The organism is Pontibacillus marinus BH030004 = DSM 16465 (genome assembly GCF_000425225.1).
GTDB lineage: Bacteria > Bacillota > Bacilli > Bacillales > BH030062 > Pontibacillus > Pontibacillus marinus.
This window is the reverse complement of record NZ_KE384336.1, coordinates 77775-94397: the sequence shown is the minus strand read 5'-3', so window position 1 is coordinate 94397 and position 16623 is coordinate 77775. Positions and strand designations below refer to the sequence as shown.

The following is a 16623-nucleotide window of genomic DNA, read 5'->3' as shown; positions in this document are numbered from 1 at the left end:
CTTTGTTACCACGACAGTTTGCCGTTTCCTTCCCTCCACGCGATTATGGAAATTAACGGACCATAATTTGGACTTTCCCACCTCATATAGATTGGAATTCATATTCACAGAAGTTGCTCAGACCCTTGCCATGATAGGATTATGCTACCTGGAATCAGAAATCCTCTCCCAGAACTACGGCGGTTCCGTTAGTCACCATTCGGCCAAGGTGGGCTGTGGAACGGGTTGACTCCTCCGGTAGAAAGGGCGAGCGAGATCCCGCAGGAACGAAGTGACGAGGAAGCTCGATCGGTCTTCCGGGGAAAGCAACCCGTTCCACAGACCACCGATCTGCACAAAAGCAACGGAACCATACGCACATTATCTCGAATCCAAGTCTTCCACAAACGGGGGCAATAATTGAACAAGAACCAGTTACTTTTCCATAGACGAATTGTCTATGGAAGCTTTATGATAGAAGAATAGAAAATCGGCAAAGGGGAATCATCATGGATTTCGTAGCACTCGACTTTGAAACAGCGAATTCTTCAAGAGGAAGTGTTTGTTCTATTGGTCTTGTTGAATATCAAAATGGCAAGCTAAAAAATGAATATTATCGTCTAGTAAAACCGAAGAGGAACTATTTTTCGTCGTTTAATATAAGTATCCATGGCATAACGAAGCGGGATGTAGAAGATGCATATGAATTTGATGAACTATGGGAAAAAGAAATTCATGGTTTACTGGAAGGAAAATTAGTTGTAGCACACAACGCTCAGTTCGATATGAGTGTTTTGCGTGCTGTTTTAGATCAGTACAACCTTCCATACCCAATGCTCGCTTATAATTGCACGGTCAATATTGCAAAGAAGATATGGCACCTGCCGCAATACAAACTCAATCATGTATCAGATTATTTAGGAATACCTTTGAATCATCACCAAGCTCTAGATGACGCTAAAGCTTCTGCTCAAATTCTTCTCAAAGCAGGGGAGCATCTCGAGGCAAAGGACGAAAAAGACCTAATCAACAAAACGGGCACAACAAATGGGATGATGTTTGGCACCGGCTATGAGCCAGCACGTATCAATAAGAAAAAGCCAGCACAAAAGCCAGAAGCCAAAAGCTTTATTTCAGCTACATCTGAATTTGATATCTCACAGAAAGTATAAGTTGTAGCTCTTAGCTGTCTAGCTCCAGCGCCCAGCAACGAAGGGACTTCCCTCGCCTCCGTTCGATAAGTCAACATCAAATTGCTTCACAATTTGTGTTTCCTTTATCTCACTACGGGCTCAGTCCAGTCCCTTCGTTGCTAAACGGGCGCTTGCGCCTTTCTTATGTTCATCCCTTGTATTTACAGGTAAGCTAGATGAGTTGAAATGAGATGATGCTATTCAACGCATTGTAGACCTATGCGGAGAGTGGCATTCTTCTGTGGAGCGAACAACAGACTTTGTTGTAGTAGGAAATCAAGCTTATGAGAAGTATCGTAATGGAGAAAAAAGTAGTATGTTGGAACGTGTGGAGACTCTATTAAGTCAAGGATTCCCGATGGAGATTATATCTGAAACAGAATTTTTAAAGCGATTATAAGAAAAAGCTCACCCCCAAAAGGTGAGCTTTTTGTATAGGATTATTCAAAGATTCTTTGCCTTACGTTCCAAATGTCGATCATCCTTTAAAAACTCGGGGTGTATTCCCTTTGCCTGACCTCCGAAGTCTCCAAGGTTAATTCCTGCACCATAATAATAAGACTGCCAAACGATTTTTGTACAATATTGTTCATGATGCTCCTCATCAAGTGGTGTGAAAATACGGTATTGAGCTGTCGGGTGTTTTTCTACTAGTGCCTCTAAATAATGAGCAGCATCTACCCCGGCAAATTTATCTATAGGTGAATACACTGATATTAAGCGGAATTTTTGAAAGTACTCCTTTAAAGAGTCTGTCACAAGACCGCTAGGAATGGAATGAACGACTTCTTGGTTGTGGTTAACCATTCCTACATGTCCCACAAACTTAGATTCACTTTTCCCTATTGGAGTAAACAAAAGATCTCCTGGCTGAGCTTCAAAGTCTGTTCCTGGATATACGGTTATGGCTCCAGATGGTAATGGAGGTCGTTTCTTATGGGGGCGTGCTAGAAATGTAGTGATTGTTGTAATTAGCCCAAGTAACAGGAGTCCTTTCCTCATTGTTCATTCTCCTTTAATGAAACGCTTGAATACATATCATCGTAAGTTAGTTGGAGAAAAAACGCAAAAACAAGGTAGTAGGAAAATAGGACCTTTTTATGGATAGTGTTCTATAATCCATAAAACAAGCTGATGAATTACTCATCAGCTAAAAGAAACTAATTTTATTAAATGGATAGTATCGAAGGAACACTTTTCCTACAATGTGATCAATAGGTACAGGTCCAATAGCACGGCTGTCATGACTGATATTACGGTTATCTCCCATAACATATACATGGTCTTCTGGTACGGTTACTTTTTCAAATGAAACGGCCATCTTTTCTTTAATGTAATCTTCTTCAAGCTTTTTGCCATTTCGATACACTGACCCGTTCTTGTAGGCTAGTGTATCGCCTGGTTCACCTATTACTCTTTTAATTAAGAAATTATGATTTTTGTCGCTACCTACAATGGTGTTTACAATAGCACTTTCAAGAAAATCATCTTTCACTGTTCTTTCTCGGTTAATTCTTCTGTCTACGATAACAATATCACCAAATCTAGGTTTGTTTCCGAATATGTAAGCACTTTTAAAAGCTAAAACATGATCACCTTTCTCATCATTTTGTTGAAGATGAACTCCGTCAAATGTTGGATCCATCGAGCTGCCGCTTACTTTATAAGGTTGAAATATAAATGTAGTAAGAAAGATAGCAATGAAGAAAGTGATGATAAATGCTTTTCCCCAAGATAGTACTTCATTTAATACTTTAGATTGTGTCATGTTGCACTTCCTTTCTTTGGTATATTCTATCATTTAAAATAGGATGAAAACATTAGAAAGTTGGTATTTAGTTCATTTAGGGTACACTAAGAACAAATAGAAAGGAGCGATTGATTTGTCTAATCAGTCTTTGGGCGTACAAAACGGGAAACTAGCACCATGCCCGTCATCTCCAAACTGTGTATCGACGCAAAGTGAAGATTCTTCAAAGAAAATGGAGCCTCTACCATTTAAGGGAGACATCACTGACACGAAGCAAAAACTGAAAACGATACTAGAGTCGTATCCTAGAACGAAAATCCAAAATGAAGACGGAAATTACATTCATTCTACTTTTAAAACAAAGTTCCTACGATTTACGGATGATGTTGAGTTCTATTTTGACGAAGAAGAAAAGGTTATTCATTTTCGTTCAGCCTCTCGGGTTGGGTATTCTGATTTAGGGAAGAACCGTTCTCGTATGGAAGAAATTCAGAAGTTGTATTATAAATAAAAAGCTACCATTTGGTGGCTTTTTTTATTGGCAAGGAGGAATTTTGGAAAAGGAATCGAAATAGTCTTTTCGAACGAATTACGTCCGAACTGTTCTAAAGAGGAGTTGAATTTATGAAACCATTCAGACTGACTACTATCATAACGATGTATATACTCTTTTTATATAGCGTGATCGGAAAGATGATTTGGGAGTACTCTGTGCACTCTTCTACATATGTTTTTTTATTTTTAACATCTATTCTCTCGTTCTTTTTATTTAATTCGAACACATTAATGAAAAAATAAACCGAAGGACGTCCTACATGGGTGGACGTTCTTTTATTATAGTTTTAGAGAGTGATCAGTCCTAGAGCGTTTATCCTAATTTAAGTCCTTTTTCCTTCTATGTGGTTTCCTAGGATATGACATCATAGTATAATAGGGAGGGTTTCTACATATTCTTTGAAATAAGGAACTTTTGTTTCATTGAATCGTAGAAAAAATAGATAAATAGAGAGCACGGATCGTTTATTAAAAGGGGAGAGAGAAAAACATGAGCCAAAATCAAACTGGCGCTAAGAAGAAAGGGATGAACAAGTGGCTGATAACAGCTATTGTTTTCATCATCGTAGCTGGTTTTGGTGCAACAGCATATGGAGTTCTGAAAGAGAATAACCCTATGGCCATGTACCTACTAGCTGAAAAGAATACAATGGAGGACCAATGGGAGCGTTTAGAGAAATATAACGTTGGTTCACTAGAATTACAGGACCGTATGCTAGAAGAAGCATATCAGTCCAAGCAAACTTTGTCTATGAATTTAAATGTTGAAGGGGAACAGGTTAATCAACAGTTCCCGCAATTAATGTTTATTCAAGGATTACTTTCAACAGCTAAAATAGAAATGAATACAAAAATGAATCCAGAAACAAAGGAAGCATACAACAGTATCGATCTTTTGCTACAAGGGTCAAGTATGGCAAATGTACATGCTTATCAAAATGAAGATAACTTTTCTATCCAAGCTCCATTTGCATATGATAAGTACTTTACATTAGCGAATGATCAATTAGGTGCCTTTTTCAAAAAAATGGGTGAGCCTTCTGGAGGATTAACTGAAATTCCAAACATCGCTAATTATAACCAGGCTTCTTTTACTTCCGATGAAATGAAAGAAATTACGACTGATTATATGAAAACACTTGGAGAGCAACTAAAAGAGGAACAATTTTCCTTGCAAAAAGGCGTAGCATACGAAGATAAGCAATATGATAAAGTTACTGTTCAAATTAGTGAACAAGAAGCGCGCGATATGATTCGTACATTACTTATTAAATTGCGTGAAGACAACCGCATTTGGAGCGTACTGAATACGCAAATGCAGCTTCAAGGTGGGCAACAGTCCATGGATGAAGACAAGATGAAAGAAGGAATTGATGAAGCGATTGAAGGACTTGATCAAATCAAACTTCCTGAAGGTATTCAAGTTGAAGCGTACATTAAAGATGATCTTGTTGCACATGAAATCTGGACTCTACCAATCGAGGATACAAATGGTGAACAAGTAGATATTAAGGTTTCGAGTGAGTATTTAAAGCAATCAAAAGAGAACTACCTGTCTAAAGCAACTGTGGATGTGAATCCTGCTGCTGAAGAACAGTCATTCCAATTCTCGTACAAAGAGAATGGTAAATCGACTAAAGATGGTTTACATGTTGACTACACATTTGATGTGAAATTTAAAGATAAAACAGACGATTTTCATGGAAACCTAGCTTTAGGAACGGATTATAAAGAAAATTCGTCTAAAACAGAATTTGATTTAACCGTTGAAGGTTCTGATCCTTCCTTACAGCAATTCCCTAAGATAACTGGTTTCTTTAACACAGCAACCAAAGAAGAAAGCCAGGATAAATTAAAGCGTAATATTGACTTAGGCTTCGATATTGCCATGAACAACCCGATGATGGGGAATACCAAAGGGCATGTAGAATTCCATATTAAACAAGATTATTCGTTCAAGGATAATATGGAATTCCCTGAAATCAATAATCAAAATTCAGTTAATGTGATGGAGCTATCAGATGCTGAAATGCAACAAATTAGTTTAGAAATCCAACAGAATCTTCAAAAATACATCGGATCATTCACCGGTGGTTTTGGAGGATTTTAGTTTAATTGACTCTGCACCGACAAAGGAGGAGTAGGATATGAACGGGTTCTCATTATGGGTATATGAAATGAGAGCGGCCCTTCGTAGGCCTGCTCCTCTTTTTTTATCTTTTTTTATACCAATCCTGTTATTAGGGCTTGTTCTCTTAAGTGTTTATCGACTAGTACCACAAAATGAAGAAAACATTCAGGCTGCGATTGTTGATCTTGATCAAACATTTGAAACGAAAGCGCTAGTGAATCAGCTTTCTGAAGATGAGGAGATGAAAAAAGCCCTGACCCTTTTACCCATGTCATCTGAAAAAGCAGATGAGGATTTTAAAAGTGGGAATCTTGCTGGCATTATTACGATACCAAAAGGGTTTTCAAAAAGCTTACGTATAGGAGAGAATGATCCTATTCAGGTTATAACGAACGAAAAGCAACCCCTATCATCAAATATGCTTAAACTGCTGTTAGACAGTGGAGCCATGTATATATCCGCATCACAAAGTGCTGTGAATACGGTTTATGATTTACATATAAAGGAGCTTTCTGACAGTGGGGAGCGCAGTCAAAAGATTCAGCAAGCTATCTTAACGTTTACAATGTTTGCATTATCTCGAAATGATGCATTCTCCCAAGAAGAATTAAAGTCAGGGAGTAGAATTGGCTGGAAGGCACATGGCCTTTTGGCTGTTCTTCTTACAGTTATAAGTAGTTTTGCATTATTCTTTCATTGGTTTGAAAGTAAACATGCTCCAAGTAGTTTGTTGCTACGACTTCGTTCCTATCACATTACACAGCCCCAACTGTTTCGTGTCCATTGGGGGAAAGGGTTCTTCTTAATCTCGATTATAGGGTGCGTATACTGGGGTTTGGCTACCCAATGGAGTAATCTTCTTTCAGTGGAAAGTGCTCTTGTTACCATTCTAATGGCTGCATTTATGGCTTCTTTACTCGCTTGTTGTAGAAGTTTGATTAATCATATAGGTCTTCGCATGGTAGCATTGCTTCTTGTGACCTTAATTGGGTTAGGAGCAGGTGGAGTGTGGGTTCCATCCTTGTATTTGCCTGAGTATTTAAGTTCGGCAGTGTGGAATCCCTTTGGTATCCTCTATTCTCTATATGAGCAAAACATGATGGGAAAGGATTTCTCAAAAGTTCTTTTAGTTCAAATAGTGGTATGGATCCTCCTGTTATTCGTGAGCGGATTACTTTTTGCTTTGAGAAAGGAGAGACGCCATGCTTACGTATCTTACTTTGAACGTTCATAAGTGGAAGCGTCGTCCGTTCCTTTTTCTTTTGCTTGTGTTGTTACCCCTTGTCGTATTTTTAGTTTTATATCCATTTTTGAAAAGCTCTGTTCGTGATGTGGCTATTCCTGTTGCTTTAGTGGATGAAGACGAATCACAATGGTCTGAGATCGTTCAACAGAGAGTAGCCCAGGACAATAGAGTTCGGATTATAGATATGGATCGTGACAAGGCAAAGGTGGCGGTTCAAAAAGGGGATGTCGAAGCTGCGTTTGTTTTGAAGAAGGGATTTATGGAAGCTCTTCGCAGCGGCAATATATCGAATTCTGTAAAGTGGCTTCGAACAGAACAGTCTGAGCTCGATGTTTTTGTGAAAGAACAAATAGGTGCTGAACTCATGAGATTAACGCTAAATGCCAAAGCTGCTAACACCTTGCAGAATTGGGGAGCGGACGTAGACTGGGAAGAAGCGTTTCAACACGCGGATGAGTACTGGCAACCTAATCCACTCTTTCAGATGGAGTACATAGCTGAAATTCCTACTCAAGGTAAGGCTCCTGAGGTTGGGTTAGCCCCATGGATGAATGTGGTAATCGCGCTCTTCTTTTTATACGCCTGGCTTTGGTTTATTTCATTATTAAACGGAATGGTTCAAGATGAAAAGGCTGGTCGGACGGCTCGAGTGTTATTTTTACGTAGCTCGTTGTCTGGGTATTACCTCATGCATTTTATAACGTTCGTTGTGGTTGTGAGCACAGCCTATTTTCTCGCTTTGAATGGATTGTTTTATGTGACAAATACAAATGAGGAACTTATGACAGCTTGGAACGCGTGGAGTGCAGGTGTACTAATTGGAACGATGCTTTTAACGTTTATCGTGTTTTTGCTTGGTAAGCGAAGCTCTAAAACGCTGTTGGTGCTTACGGCTTTCACCTTCATTTCGTTTACAGTGAATATATTGCCTATGGAGATACTAAGTGTAATGGACACGCTTTTTCCACATAACTGGATTACGGATTTAAATCCTTGGGAAGCAGGAGGAATGTAATATGATACAACTAGACAAGGTATCTAAAACCTATAAATCAAAAACCGTTCTACACCCTGTTTCCATGCATATTGAAGAGGGGAAATCGATCGGTATTATAGGTCCGAACGGTGCGGGGAAATCTACGTTTTTAAAGCTCGTTGCGTCCCTAGAGAAACCAACGGATGGCACGTTATCGTTTAACGGAGTGCCTTACCGTAAAAATGTGAAGAATTTACGGAAAAACATGGGATATATTCCACAGGATATCGCTCTTTATGAAGAGTTAACCGTAAAGGAGCAAATCTCTTTTTGGAAGCGTGTCTCTTTAGAAAAGCCAGATCCTTCTTTTTTGAAGCAAATGATTCAAACGCTAAGGCTAGATGAAGTGTATAAACAAAGAGTTGATCGTTTGTCAGGAGGGTGGCGCAGGAAAGTGAACTTGCTCGTAGGGTTCATGAATAACCCTTCGATTTGTTTACTGGATGAGCCAACCGCTGGAATTGATTTGGCTGCAAAAGAGGATATTTTGACCTGGCTTCAATCATTACATGATCAAGGAAAGACGCTTTTGTATATTAGTCATGATTGGTATGAGTTGAATCAATTAAGTGATGAGTATTTGTTATTTGCAAAAGGTCGACCGATAGTAAGAGCAACACGTGAAGAACTCTTGCGGGAAAAGGATTCGATTATGGAACAGTATCCAGAGGAAAAAGAGTTGCAAAATATATTGAAGTTTTTTAAATAATAAGCCGCCTACTCATTCGAGTAAACGGCTGGTAAGTGTTAGGGATTCAGACATTGATGCTTCGATTCCGTATAATAAGCAATGGCTTATCATCTGGAACCTTTGCAGCACAATGTTACAATTAGGGTGTTACATGCACCCAGGGATATGAGTACTTCCCTAAATGGTCGCTTACGCTTTTGATTTTAAAAGGAAAGGCTAGCGGCGGTGCTCAATTAAGTCGATGGCACCCAAGACGATATGTGCTAATCCGAAACCAACTAACGCATCAGCGAATCGTTCTTGGCGGCTACGTCTACTTTCTAGGCAATACGCCGCAGCCGTAACAGCCGTACCGAGTACTACAGGTATTATACCTTCACGAATATTCAACCTAAGCCCCTCCTTTGCAACCTCAAATTTTGAGGTTCACTGTTAATGTGTGAAAAGTGGCAGCGTTTCATGTGTGATAATATTTATGAAAAATGGTGGAGAATACCTGATATGGATGTAGGAGGAGTAACAATGACGAAGCAATGGTGGAAAGAAAGTGTCGTATATCAGATATACCCTAGAAGTTTCAACGATTCGAATGGCGATGGGATCGGCGATATTCAAGGAATTACTTCAAAGCTGGATTACTTAAAAGAGCTTGGTATTGATGTCGTGTGGCTATCTCCTGTTTATGAATCGCCCAATGATGATAACGGCTACGACATCAGTCATTACCAAAAAATCATGAATGAGTTCGGGACAATGGCAGATTGGGAAGAAATGCTTGAGGAAATGCACAAGCGTGACATTAAGTTAATCATGGACCTCGTTGTTAATCACACATCCGATGAACACCCATGGTTTATTGAGTCCAAAAAATCAAAAGATAATCCGTACCGTGATTATTACATATGGCGATCTCCACAAAACGGTCATGAGCCAAACAATTGGGAGTCTGTCTTTTCAGGACCTGCATGGGAATATGATGAACAAACAGGCGAATATTATTTACATATCTTTTCGAAAAAACAGCCCGATTTAAACTGGGAGCATCAGCCGTTAAGAGAAGAAGTTTATGACATGATGAAGTTTTGGCTCGATAAAGGGATCGATGGATTTCGGATGGATGTGATTAACTTTATATCAAAGCATCCAGAGTTGCCAGATGGTGAGCAGGGTCCTAAAGACACATTTGGTGATGGTAGTCCTTACTTTATGAACGGACCACGCATTCATGAGTTCTTACATGAAATGAATCAGGAAGTGCTGTCGAACTATGACGTAATGACAGTAGGCGAGATGCCAGGTGTTACGCCAGAGCAGGCGATTGATTACACAGCTGATCATCGTGATGAGCTCAACATGGTCTTCACGTTTGAACATATGGATCTAGATTCTGGCTCAGGTGGTAAATGGGACTTGAAGCCGTTACAGCTTACAGATTTAAAAGATACGTTAGCCCATTGGCAAAAAGCCTTAGAGAGCCAAGGGTGGAATAGTCTCTATTGGAATAACCATGACCAACCTCGCATCGTATCTCGTTTTGGGGATGACGGAGCGTATCGTGTTGAGTCCGCCAAAATGCTTGGAACATGTCTGCATATGATGAAGGGGACGCCTTATATTTATCAAGGTGAAGAGATCGGGATGACCAATGTTTCTTTTGCATCTATTGAAGATTATAAGGACATTGAGACGCTTAATATGTACAAGGATAAAGTGGAGGAACAAGGACAGGCCGTTGAAGAAGTGATGAAGAGCATCCATGTTAAAGGTCGGGATAACGCACGTACTCCTATGCAATGGGATGCTTCTGAACATGGAGGCTTTACGACTGGGACACCATGGTTGCGAGTAAACCCGAACTATCCTGAAATTAATGCCGAAGCGGCGCTGAATGATCCGCAGTCCATCTTTTATTACTATCAAGCGTTAATTTCATTACGAAAACAGTACGACATCATTGTCTATGGAAGCTTTGACTTGATTGATCGAGATCATGAGAGTTTGTTCAACTACGTGCGAGAGTACCAGGGTGAGAAACTGCTTGTGTTAAATAACTTCACTGGAGAAGAGCAGTCTTATCAGGTACCAGAAGCATTTATCGGTAAAGAAGCAAGCCTGCTGATATCGAATTATGGTCATAAGAATGTTGTAGAGCTTGGAGATGGTTTTCTTCAGCCTTATGAAGCACGTGTTTATAAAATTGGATAAGAAAAGAAAAACCGAGCTTAGATGCTCGGTTTTTTACGATCATTTCCCCATAATTCCATAGAAGAACAAATGCAAAATCTCATCCGAAAATTTTTGCACGGACTCTTCCGTTTCGAATAGATCTTTCCGTTTTTGAATGCCTTCATAAAACATGTTCATGTAAAACATCAAAATATCCACGGAGATGTTCTGTTGAACGTATCCTTGTTGCTTTCCTTCATCTAACAGCTTGATAAATAGAGGCATTGAATGGTTTTCCATGATTTCTTGAATAAAGGATTGTAGCTCAGGAATGTCGGAGACGAACGTTTGAAGGAAGTCAGGGTTAAAGCTAAGAATATTTTCGCTTTTAATCGAAATGATTGATTCAATTTTTTCTTTAAAATCTGACTCAGGATCTTCAACGAGCTTTTCGAACCGTTCAATCTGCTTCATATAATAATCTTTTATTGATTCAACGAGCATTTGCTCTTTGCTTCCAAAATAATTATAAATCGTAACTTGAGACACTTGAGCTTTTTTCGCAATTTGCTGAATGCTAACCTTCTGCACACCATGTGTTGTAAAAAGCTCAAATGCGGTGTTTAAAATTTTACGCTTTTTTTGCTGCGTTCGCTTTTCAAAACCGTTCATAGGCTCCACCTCTTCCTATCTATCATACCTTGGGTTTTGAAACAGTTCAATTCATCCATTTCAAATTATGAACGAATGCTCTTAAAGTAGGATTCGATATATTCCGCTGAACGCTGAGCAAGGCTATAAACCGTTAACGTTGGATTGGCTGCTGGAGCTGTTACAAACGTTGGTGCACCCGCAACAAATAGGTTTTCAATATCATGGGTCTGTCCATAGCTGTTTACGACGGAAGTAGCAGGGTCATTCCCCATTCGGCATCCTCCCATCAAATGTGCATGAGCCTCCAGGTGGTACAATGGCTCCCCACCTGCTGCACGGGCGACTCTCTCCATCATTTCTTTTGCTTGTTTTCGAATCGAGAGATCTTTTTCATGGTGGGAAAATGTAACTCTAGGGACAGGTTGTTCAAAACGATCTCTTTGCCCACTAAGCTCCACACGGTTTTCCTTTTGAGGCTGAACCTCACCGAGCATAGCAAAACCAGTGAAGTGATTATAATCGAGCATGCGTCTACGCAAATTTTCGCCTACACAGGATGCATCGTTTTCGAAAAATAATGAGGCGAGGCGCACGGGTCGCATTCCGTATGAATTTAGAATAAAGCCTTTTTGATAAAAGTCCATGGTCAGTGCCTGAACAGGGTTGCCGCGATACATTCTGATTTCTTCTGGAAACTTGGCGATAAGGTGATCGTTCATATTTGTCATGAGGTAGCGACCAACTAATCCAGATGAATTCGCCAACCCTTCTGGGAAATCATTGTTCTTCGATTGCAGCAACAAGCGAGGCGTTTCAACAGCATAGGCTGCTACGACCACAATAGAAGCCTCAATTTCATGCTGTTGATCATCTAATATGTAATGCACGGACTTCGCTTTACGGTCATCCCCTGTTTCAATTTTGACAGCTGTTGCCTCAGGGATAAGTGTCGTCCCGGCTTGTAAAGATTCTGGAATAAACGTATTTAATGGGGTAGTTTTGGAATCAGGCATGCACCCTTCCTCACAGAAACCCCGATTAATACAAGGATGGCGCTCATCATAGGGAGCGGACAATATGGCCAAAGGGGAAACGGCGTGCTTCATCCCCATTTTTTCTAACCCTTCGCGAAATTTAAGTGTATTATTTGAGAGGTCGTGGTGAGCAGGGAAAGGGAAACGATCTCCAAATTCTTTCCACGGAAAAGATGATGGGCCTGCAAGATGCAATTGTTTTGTCATGTCTTCGTAGAAAGGATTCACGTCTTTATAAGAGATGGGCCAGTCTGCATTCGTAAAATCTTTCGGGTGGAAGCGCAATAGTTGTGCGGTATAATGGACCGCACTGCCTCCAACTCCTTTTCCGCTCGTACTTCGGTATAAATCGATCGGGTCATTCCCCTTACTGATCCGTGGCTCATCCCAAAATAGCTTTTCCATCTCAAGTTCGTCACTTGCAAAATCTTTTTGAGGATCCCGGTGCGGACCAGCATCTAGCATCGCAACGTTCAAGCCTTTCTTGGCAAGATGGGAGGCGATAACAGAACCTGCAGCACCTGCTCCTATAATACATACATCATGAGAGGTTTTCGTCATGTGGTTTAGCCTCCCAGCTATCGAATTGCTTCGGACCATATGCGTAATACCCTCTAGGATAAGCCGGACCTCCATAACCAATATTCGACCAAATACTTGGATCAGAGTAAATCAGTTTTAATAATTCGCTCGTCAAGGTTGAGTAAAAGAGATCGCAGCTGACATTCTTCCACACCGATTCTTCACCGAGCTGGTGCTTCCAGCTAATTATTTTTTTTAGCCGGTCATCATCAGACATTTGGAAAAAAGGTGTTTGATCCGTTAATACACACTCTTCTTCAGCATGCTCAAGACCATATAAAATGATCTCTTCTTTTGAGAGAAGAGAGTTCTTCGGATAGGATTTTAATTTCTTTTCCGTTAATCGATGATCCAAAATTAAAGATATACTCAGGGTTTGTTCACCCACATGGGATGGAAATAGACTTTTCGAATAAGCTTGTAATGTACGCTTCATTTCAGGTGTTAAAACATTCCCTTCAGTTGGGTGCGTACGATTCTGAATCACTTGTTGTGTAACCGGATCCCATTCGCCTTTTTCACTCATCACGTCATATGTTGGATAATATGTCTTTTTCGGATGTTGATCTTTCATCTATAAACGCTCCTTTAATACCACAGGTTAAATAGTTGAATGAAACAAAAAGCTGCAATTGTAAAAGGCAAAACAAATGGAGGCCCTGACTGGAGGTTTTCATATTTAAACCCGCCTGTTCGTTTCGATATCCCGATTAGATGGAGTGCACCACCGTAACCTCCAGCAACGATTCCAATGATCATAAGAAATGTATGAATCCACCCGGCCCAGGTAAGAGAATAAAAGGCGATGAACAAACTGGACAATGCAAAAAAGGGAAGTGCCACTACAGGAATCCACATTTGCCACTTATGAAATTTGCCACGATGATGCCATACGGATACTTGTAACCAGATCATGATAAAACCAATGGCTAAAACAATGGTTAGCACTCTCCCCAAACTCCAGCTGTTCCAATCCTCAAACATGGGTGACCTCCTCAAAACGTCTCCTGTACTTTTCTTTCTATTTTGTAACAATTCAGGGTAAACTATACTTCAATAGAAAGGACTAGACAGAGCGAATCGTTTTTGCTTACGATAAAGGTATAGAACATAATCTGATGAAAAACCTCGTTGTTTTTCAATGCTGAAAGGATATGAGTCCATGTCCAAATTGGATCTTTCGCAATTTGAAAAAAAGGTAGAAGTTCGTAATCTAAAAAAAGAAGATATTGATAGCATTTTGAAGCTTCAAGACATCTGTTTTCCCAATATGGACCCATGGAAGCGGGAGCATCTGGAGAGTCATCTTGAGCATTTTCCAGAAGGGCAAATCGTTGTCGAAGTAGAAGGCGAGATTATTGGAAGTTCTTCAAGTTTAATTGTGAATTTTGATGAGTATGATGATAAACATACATGGGATGATATTACAGATGAGGGGTATATCACGAACCATGACCCAGAAGGCTATAATTTATATGGCATTGAAGTGATGGTTCATCCTGAGTATCGAGGTATGAAAATCGGTCGTCGGTTATACGAGGCGAGAAAAGAATTGGCCCAGCAGTGGAACTTAAAGAGTATGATTATTGGTGGACGGATCCCGAACTATTATAAATATGAGGACAAGATGTCTCCACGTGAATACGTTCAAGAAGTCATGAATCAAAATATTTATGACCCTGTTTTAACATTTCAGATCATGAACGGGTTTACCGTCATGCGCATTAATCCAAACTATTTACCAGATGATAAAGCCTCAAGAAAATATGCGACGTTAATGGAATGGAACAATGTTGACTACCGTCCTACAACGAAGCGCTATTTTAAAACGTCTTATCCTGTACGCATCACAGCCATTCAGTACATGATGAAAGACATCGATACCTTCGAGGAATTTTCTCGCCAGGTTGAGTATTACGTTGATGTTGCAAGCGATTTCGGATCCGATTTTGCCGTTTTCCCGGAAATCTTTACAACACAACTTATGTCTGTGATCGATGAAAAAATTCCATCACGATCCGTTAGAAAGCTCTCGGAATACACAGAAGATTATATTGAATTGTTTACCGACTTGGCAGTGAAGTATAATGTGAATATCATCGGTGGTTCCCATTTCGTAGAAGAAGAGGATCAAATGTACAACATTGCCTACTTGTTCCGAAGAGATGGTACCATTGAAAAGCAATATAAAATACACGTTACACCGAATGAGCGTAAATGGTGGGGGATTCAGCCTGGTGATACGGTCAAAGTGTTTGATACGGATTGCGGTAAAATTGCCATTCAGATCTGCTATGACATTCAGTTCCCAGAGCTAACTCGTTATGCAGTAGACCAGGGAGCAAATATTATCTTCTGCCCATTCTGTACGGATGAGCGACAAGGATATTTGCGTGTTCGATATTGTGCCCAAGCTCGTGCGGTGGAAAATCAAGTGTACACCGTTATTGCTGGAACAGTCGGCAACCTCACACAAGTTGAGAATATGGACATTCAATACGCCCAATCTGGAATCTTCACACCATCCGATTTTGAATTCGCACGCGATGGCATTGTAGGAGAGTGTCACCCGAACATCGAAACCGTCGTTGTTGGGGATGTTGACTTGGAGGTATTGCGCCGACAACGTAAGTCAGGTACGGTTCGCCAATTACGCGACCGCAGAAAAGACTTATTTGAAATCAATTATAAAAACATATCTACGGAAGTTGTTCCAAACGACTAGATCAAAAGGATAGAGAGGATGAAGGATAAATGATCAAGAATCAAACAGCGATCATCACGGGAGCTTCAAGAGGCATTGGAAAAGAGATGGCTCGCCAATTCGCCGAAAAAGGTGTGAACTTATCCATCTTAGGAAGCTCAGATGACATCCACCAAACCAAAAAAGAACTTGAAAATGAAGGGTACACCAATATCGAATCATTTCAGGCAGATGTAACGAAAGAAGACGAGCTTGATCATGTGGTAGAAGCGACGAAAAACGCTTATGGTACCGTGGATATTCTAGTGAACAATGCTGGAATCGGCATGTTCAAACCTGTAGAAGAGGTAACGGTAGAAGAATGGAGAAAGGTTTATGAGGTAAACGTACAAGGCGTCTTCCTTTGCTCGAAAGCTGTGATCCCAACCATGAAACAGAACAAGTTCGGTACAATCATTACCGTTTCGTCTGACGTTGGACGCTATACCATTCCAAATGGATCTCTATATGCCTCCACAAAATATGCGGTACAGGGCTTCATGGGATCTATTTCTCAAGAGCTACGCGAATACGGCATTCGCGTAGGGACCATCAACCCTGGAATGGTCGATACCTATTTTGCAGACTCGAAACAAGGTCTTCCAGAAAAAGAAGACTGGCTAAAAGTTCAAGACATCGCAGAAGCAGCTGTATACATGGCAAGCGCTCCGAAACACATGATGATTGATGAACTACAGCTTCACCCGTTAGTACAAGATTATCCAAGACCGTAAGTGAGAATGAGAGGAGAAACCTGGCTGAGGCCAGGTTTTTCTTTTTGGTGGAGTGTGAGGAAGTTGTGCAAAAAGTGAAGAAGCGCGTCGTAAAAGTGAGGAAGTTGTGCGAAAAAGTGAAGAAGCGCG

At 40.4% G+C, this 16623-nt stretch carries 17 protein-coding genes; 10 read left to right on the top strand and 7 right to left on the bottom strand.

What is annotated here, in order from left to right; genetic code table 11:
• The first annotated feature begins 488 nt into the window (after positions 1-488).
• Together H514_RS23710 and H514_RS24805 are read left to right on the top strand one after the other, a co-directional pair.
• Positions 489-1151, top strand: coding sequence for a 3'-5' exonuclease (locus H514_RS23710; RefSeq protein WP_081673116.1), 663 nt, complete (start codon positions 489-491; stop codon positions 1149-1151).
• Positions 1152-1413: 262 nt separating this feature from the next.
• Entirely contained in the window at positions 1414-1572 is a 159-nt protein-coding gene (locus H514_RS24805) for a BRCT domain-containing protein (protein ID WP_154657436.1), read from the top strand.
• 44 nt (positions 1573-1616) lie between these two features.
• On the opposite strand, the gene H514_RS0121335 is transcribed toward H514_RS24805, so the two are convergent.
• Both H514_RS0121335 and lepB read right to left on the bottom strand, forming a co-directional pair.
• Complete coding sequence (locus H514_RS0121335) at positions 1617-2174, bottom strand: C40 family peptidase (protein WP_027448797.1); 558 nt, start codon at positions 2172-2174, stop codon at positions 1617-1619.
• 148 nt (positions 2175-2322) lie between these two features.
• A complete protein-coding gene (gene lepB, locus H514_RS0121330) occupies positions 2323-2940 on the bottom strand; it encodes a signal peptidase I (RefSeq protein ID WP_027448796.1) in 618 nt (205 codons plus the stop codon).
• A 115-nt stretch (positions 2941-3055) separates the two neighbouring features.
• Here lepB and H514_RS0121325 point away from each other — a divergent pair, with 115 nt between their 5' ends.
• From H514_RS0121325 to H514_RS23705, 5 genes are all read left to right on the top strand, one after another.
• Positions 3056-3433, top strand: coding sequence for a DUF1499 domain-containing protein (locus H514_RS0121325; RefSeq protein ID WP_036843289.1), 378 nt, complete (start codon positions 3056-3058; stop codon positions 3431-3433).
• A 534-nt stretch (positions 3434-3967) separates the two neighbouring features.
• Positions 3968-5587 (top strand): DUF6583 family protein, encoded by a 1620-nt coding sequence (locus tag H514_RS0121320; protein WP_027448794.1) that lies wholly within the window; start codon positions 3968-3970, stop codon positions 5585-5587.
• Between the two features lie 37 nt (positions 5588-5624).
• Positions 5625-6842, top strand: a complete 1218-nt coding sequence (locus H514_RS0121315; protein ID WP_027448793.1) for an ABC transporter permease — start codon at positions 5625-5627, stop codon at positions 6840-6842.
• Entirely contained in the window at positions 6811-7869 is a 1059-nt protein-coding gene (locus tag H514_RS0121310) for an ABC transporter permease (RefSeq protein WP_027448792.1), read from the top strand. Before H514_RS0121315 ends, H514_RS0121310 begins: the two co-directional genes overlap by 32 nt.
• Before the next feature lies 1 nt (position 7870).
• On the top strand, positions 7871-8599 hold the full coding sequence (locus tag H514_RS23705; RefSeq protein WP_051255273.1) for an ABC transporter ATP-binding protein: 729 nt from the start codon (positions 7871-7873) through the stop codon (positions 8597-8599).
• Positions 8600-8797: 198 nt separating this feature from the next.
• Here the strand turns inward: H514_RS23705 and H514_RS25265 are convergent, their stop codons facing one another.
• Positions 8798-8971, bottom strand: a complete 174-nt coding sequence (locus H514_RS25265; protein WP_027448791.1) for a hypothetical protein — start codon at positions 8969-8971, stop codon at positions 8798-8800.
• A gap of 132 nt (positions 8972-9103) precedes the next feature.
• On the opposite strand from H514_RS25265, the gene H514_RS0121295 reads away from it, so the two are divergent.
• Complete coding sequence (locus H514_RS0121295; RefSeq protein ID WP_154657435.1) at positions 9104-10786, top strand: glycoside hydrolase family 13 protein; 1683 nt, start codon at positions 9104-9106, stop codon at positions 10784-10786.
• 39 nt (positions 10787-10825) lie between these two features.
• Here the strand turns inward: H514_RS0121295 and H514_RS0121290 are convergent, their stop codons facing one another.
• The 4 genes from H514_RS0121290 to H514_RS0121275 all read right to left on the bottom strand — a co-directional run bounded on the left by H514_RS0121290 (position 10826) and on the right by H514_RS0121275 (position 14001).
• The gene (locus H514_RS0121290) at positions 10826-11419 is read right to left on the bottom strand and encodes a TetR/AcrR family transcriptional regulator (protein WP_027448789.1); all 594 of its coding nucleotides are present in this window, start codon (positions 11417-11419) and stop codon (positions 10826-10828) included.
• Between the two features lie 65 nt (positions 11420-11484).
• Positions 11485-12996: a GMC family oxidoreductase gene (locus tag H514_RS0121285; protein ID WP_027448788.1), complete on the bottom strand. Its 1512-nt coding sequence runs from the start codon at positions 12994-12996 to the stop codon at positions 11485-11487.
• Positions 12977-13591 carry a gluconate 2-dehydrogenase subunit 3 family protein gene (locus H514_RS0121280; RefSeq protein WP_027448787.1) on the bottom strand — a complete coding sequence of 205 codons (615 nt, stop codon included), beginning with the start codon at positions 13589-13591 and terminating at the stop codon, positions 12977-12979. The genes H514_RS0121285 and H514_RS0121280 overlap by 20 nt, the downstream gene beginning before the upstream one ends.
• A 14-nt stretch (positions 13592-13605) precedes the next feature.
• Positions 13606-14001: a hypothetical protein gene (locus H514_RS0121275; protein WP_027448786.1), complete on the bottom strand. Its 396-nt coding sequence runs from the start codon at positions 13999-14001 to the stop codon at positions 13606-13608.
• A 178-nt stretch (positions 14002-14179) separates the two neighbouring features.
• Here H514_RS0121275 and H514_RS0121270 point away from each other — a divergent pair, with 178 nt between their 5' ends.
• On the top strand, positions 14180-15742 hold the full coding sequence (locus tag H514_RS0121270) for a GNAT family N-acetyltransferase (RefSeq protein WP_027448785.1): 1563 nt from the start codon (positions 14180-14182) through the stop codon (positions 15740-15742).
• Positions 15743-15771: 29 nt separating this feature from the next.
• Entirely contained in the window at positions 15772-16494 is a 723-nt protein-coding gene (locus H514_RS0121265) for an SDR family oxidoreductase (protein WP_027448784.1), read from the top strand.
• Positions 16495-16623 lie beyond the last annotated feature (129 nt).

What these genes read in the sequence shown, in the direction of transcription:
- H514_RS23710 (WP_081673116.1), top strand. Translation starts at nt 489, where the DNA reads ATGGATTTCGTAGCACTCGACTTTGAAACAGCGAATTCTTCAAGAGGA.
- H514_RS0121335 (WP_027448797.1), bottom strand. Translation starts at nt 2,174, where the DNA reads ATGAGGAAAGGACTCCTGTTACTTGGGCTAATTACAACAATCACTACA.
- lepB (WP_027448796.1), bottom strand. Translation starts at nt 2,940, where the DNA reads ATGACACAATCTAAAGTATTAAATGAAGTACTATCTTGGGGAAAAGCA.
- H514_RS0121320 (WP_027448794.1), top strand. Translation starts at nt 3,968, where the DNA reads ATGAGCCAAAATCAAACTGGCGCTAAGAAGAAAGGGATGAACAAGTGG.
- H514_RS0121315 (WP_027448793.1), top strand. Translation starts at nt 5,625, where the DNA reads ATGAACGGGTTCTCATTATGGGTATATGAAATGAGAGCGGCCCTTCGT.
- H514_RS0121310 (WP_027448792.1), top strand. Translation starts at nt 6,811, where the DNA reads ATGCTTACGTATCTTACTTTGAACGTTCATAAGTGGAAGCGTCGTCCG.
- H514_RS23705 (WP_051255273.1), top strand. Translation starts at nt 7,871, where the DNA reads ATGATACAACTAGACAAGGTATCTAAAACCTATAAATCAAAAACCGTT.
- H514_RS0121295 (WP_154657435.1), top strand. Translation starts at nt 9,104, where the DNA reads ATGACGAAGCAATGGTGGAAAGAAAGTGTCGTATATCAGATATACCCT.
- H514_RS0121290 (WP_027448789.1), bottom strand. Translation starts at nt 11,419, where the DNA reads ATGAACGGTTTTGAAAAGCGAACGCAGCAAAAAAAGCGTAAAATTTTA.
- H514_RS0121285 (WP_027448788.1), bottom strand. Translation starts at nt 12,996, where the DNA reads ATGACGAAAACCTCTCATGATGTATGTATTATAGGAGCAGGTGCTGCA.
- H514_RS0121280 (WP_027448787.1), bottom strand. Translation starts at nt 13,591, where the DNA reads ATGAAAGATCAACATCCGAAAAAGACATATTATCCAACATATGACGTG.
- H514_RS0121275 (WP_027448786.1), bottom strand. Translation starts at nt 14,001, where the DNA reads ATGTTTGAGGATTGGAACAGCTGGAGTTTGGGGAGAGTGCTAACCATT.
- H514_RS0121270 (WP_027448785.1), top strand. Translation starts at nt 14,180, where the DNA reads ATGTCCAAATTGGATCTTTCGCAATTTGAAAAAAAGGTAGAAGTTCGT.
- H514_RS0121265 (WP_027448784.1), top strand. Translation starts at nt 15,772, where the DNA reads ATGATCAAGAATCAAACAGCGATCATCACGGGAGCTTCAAGAGGCATT.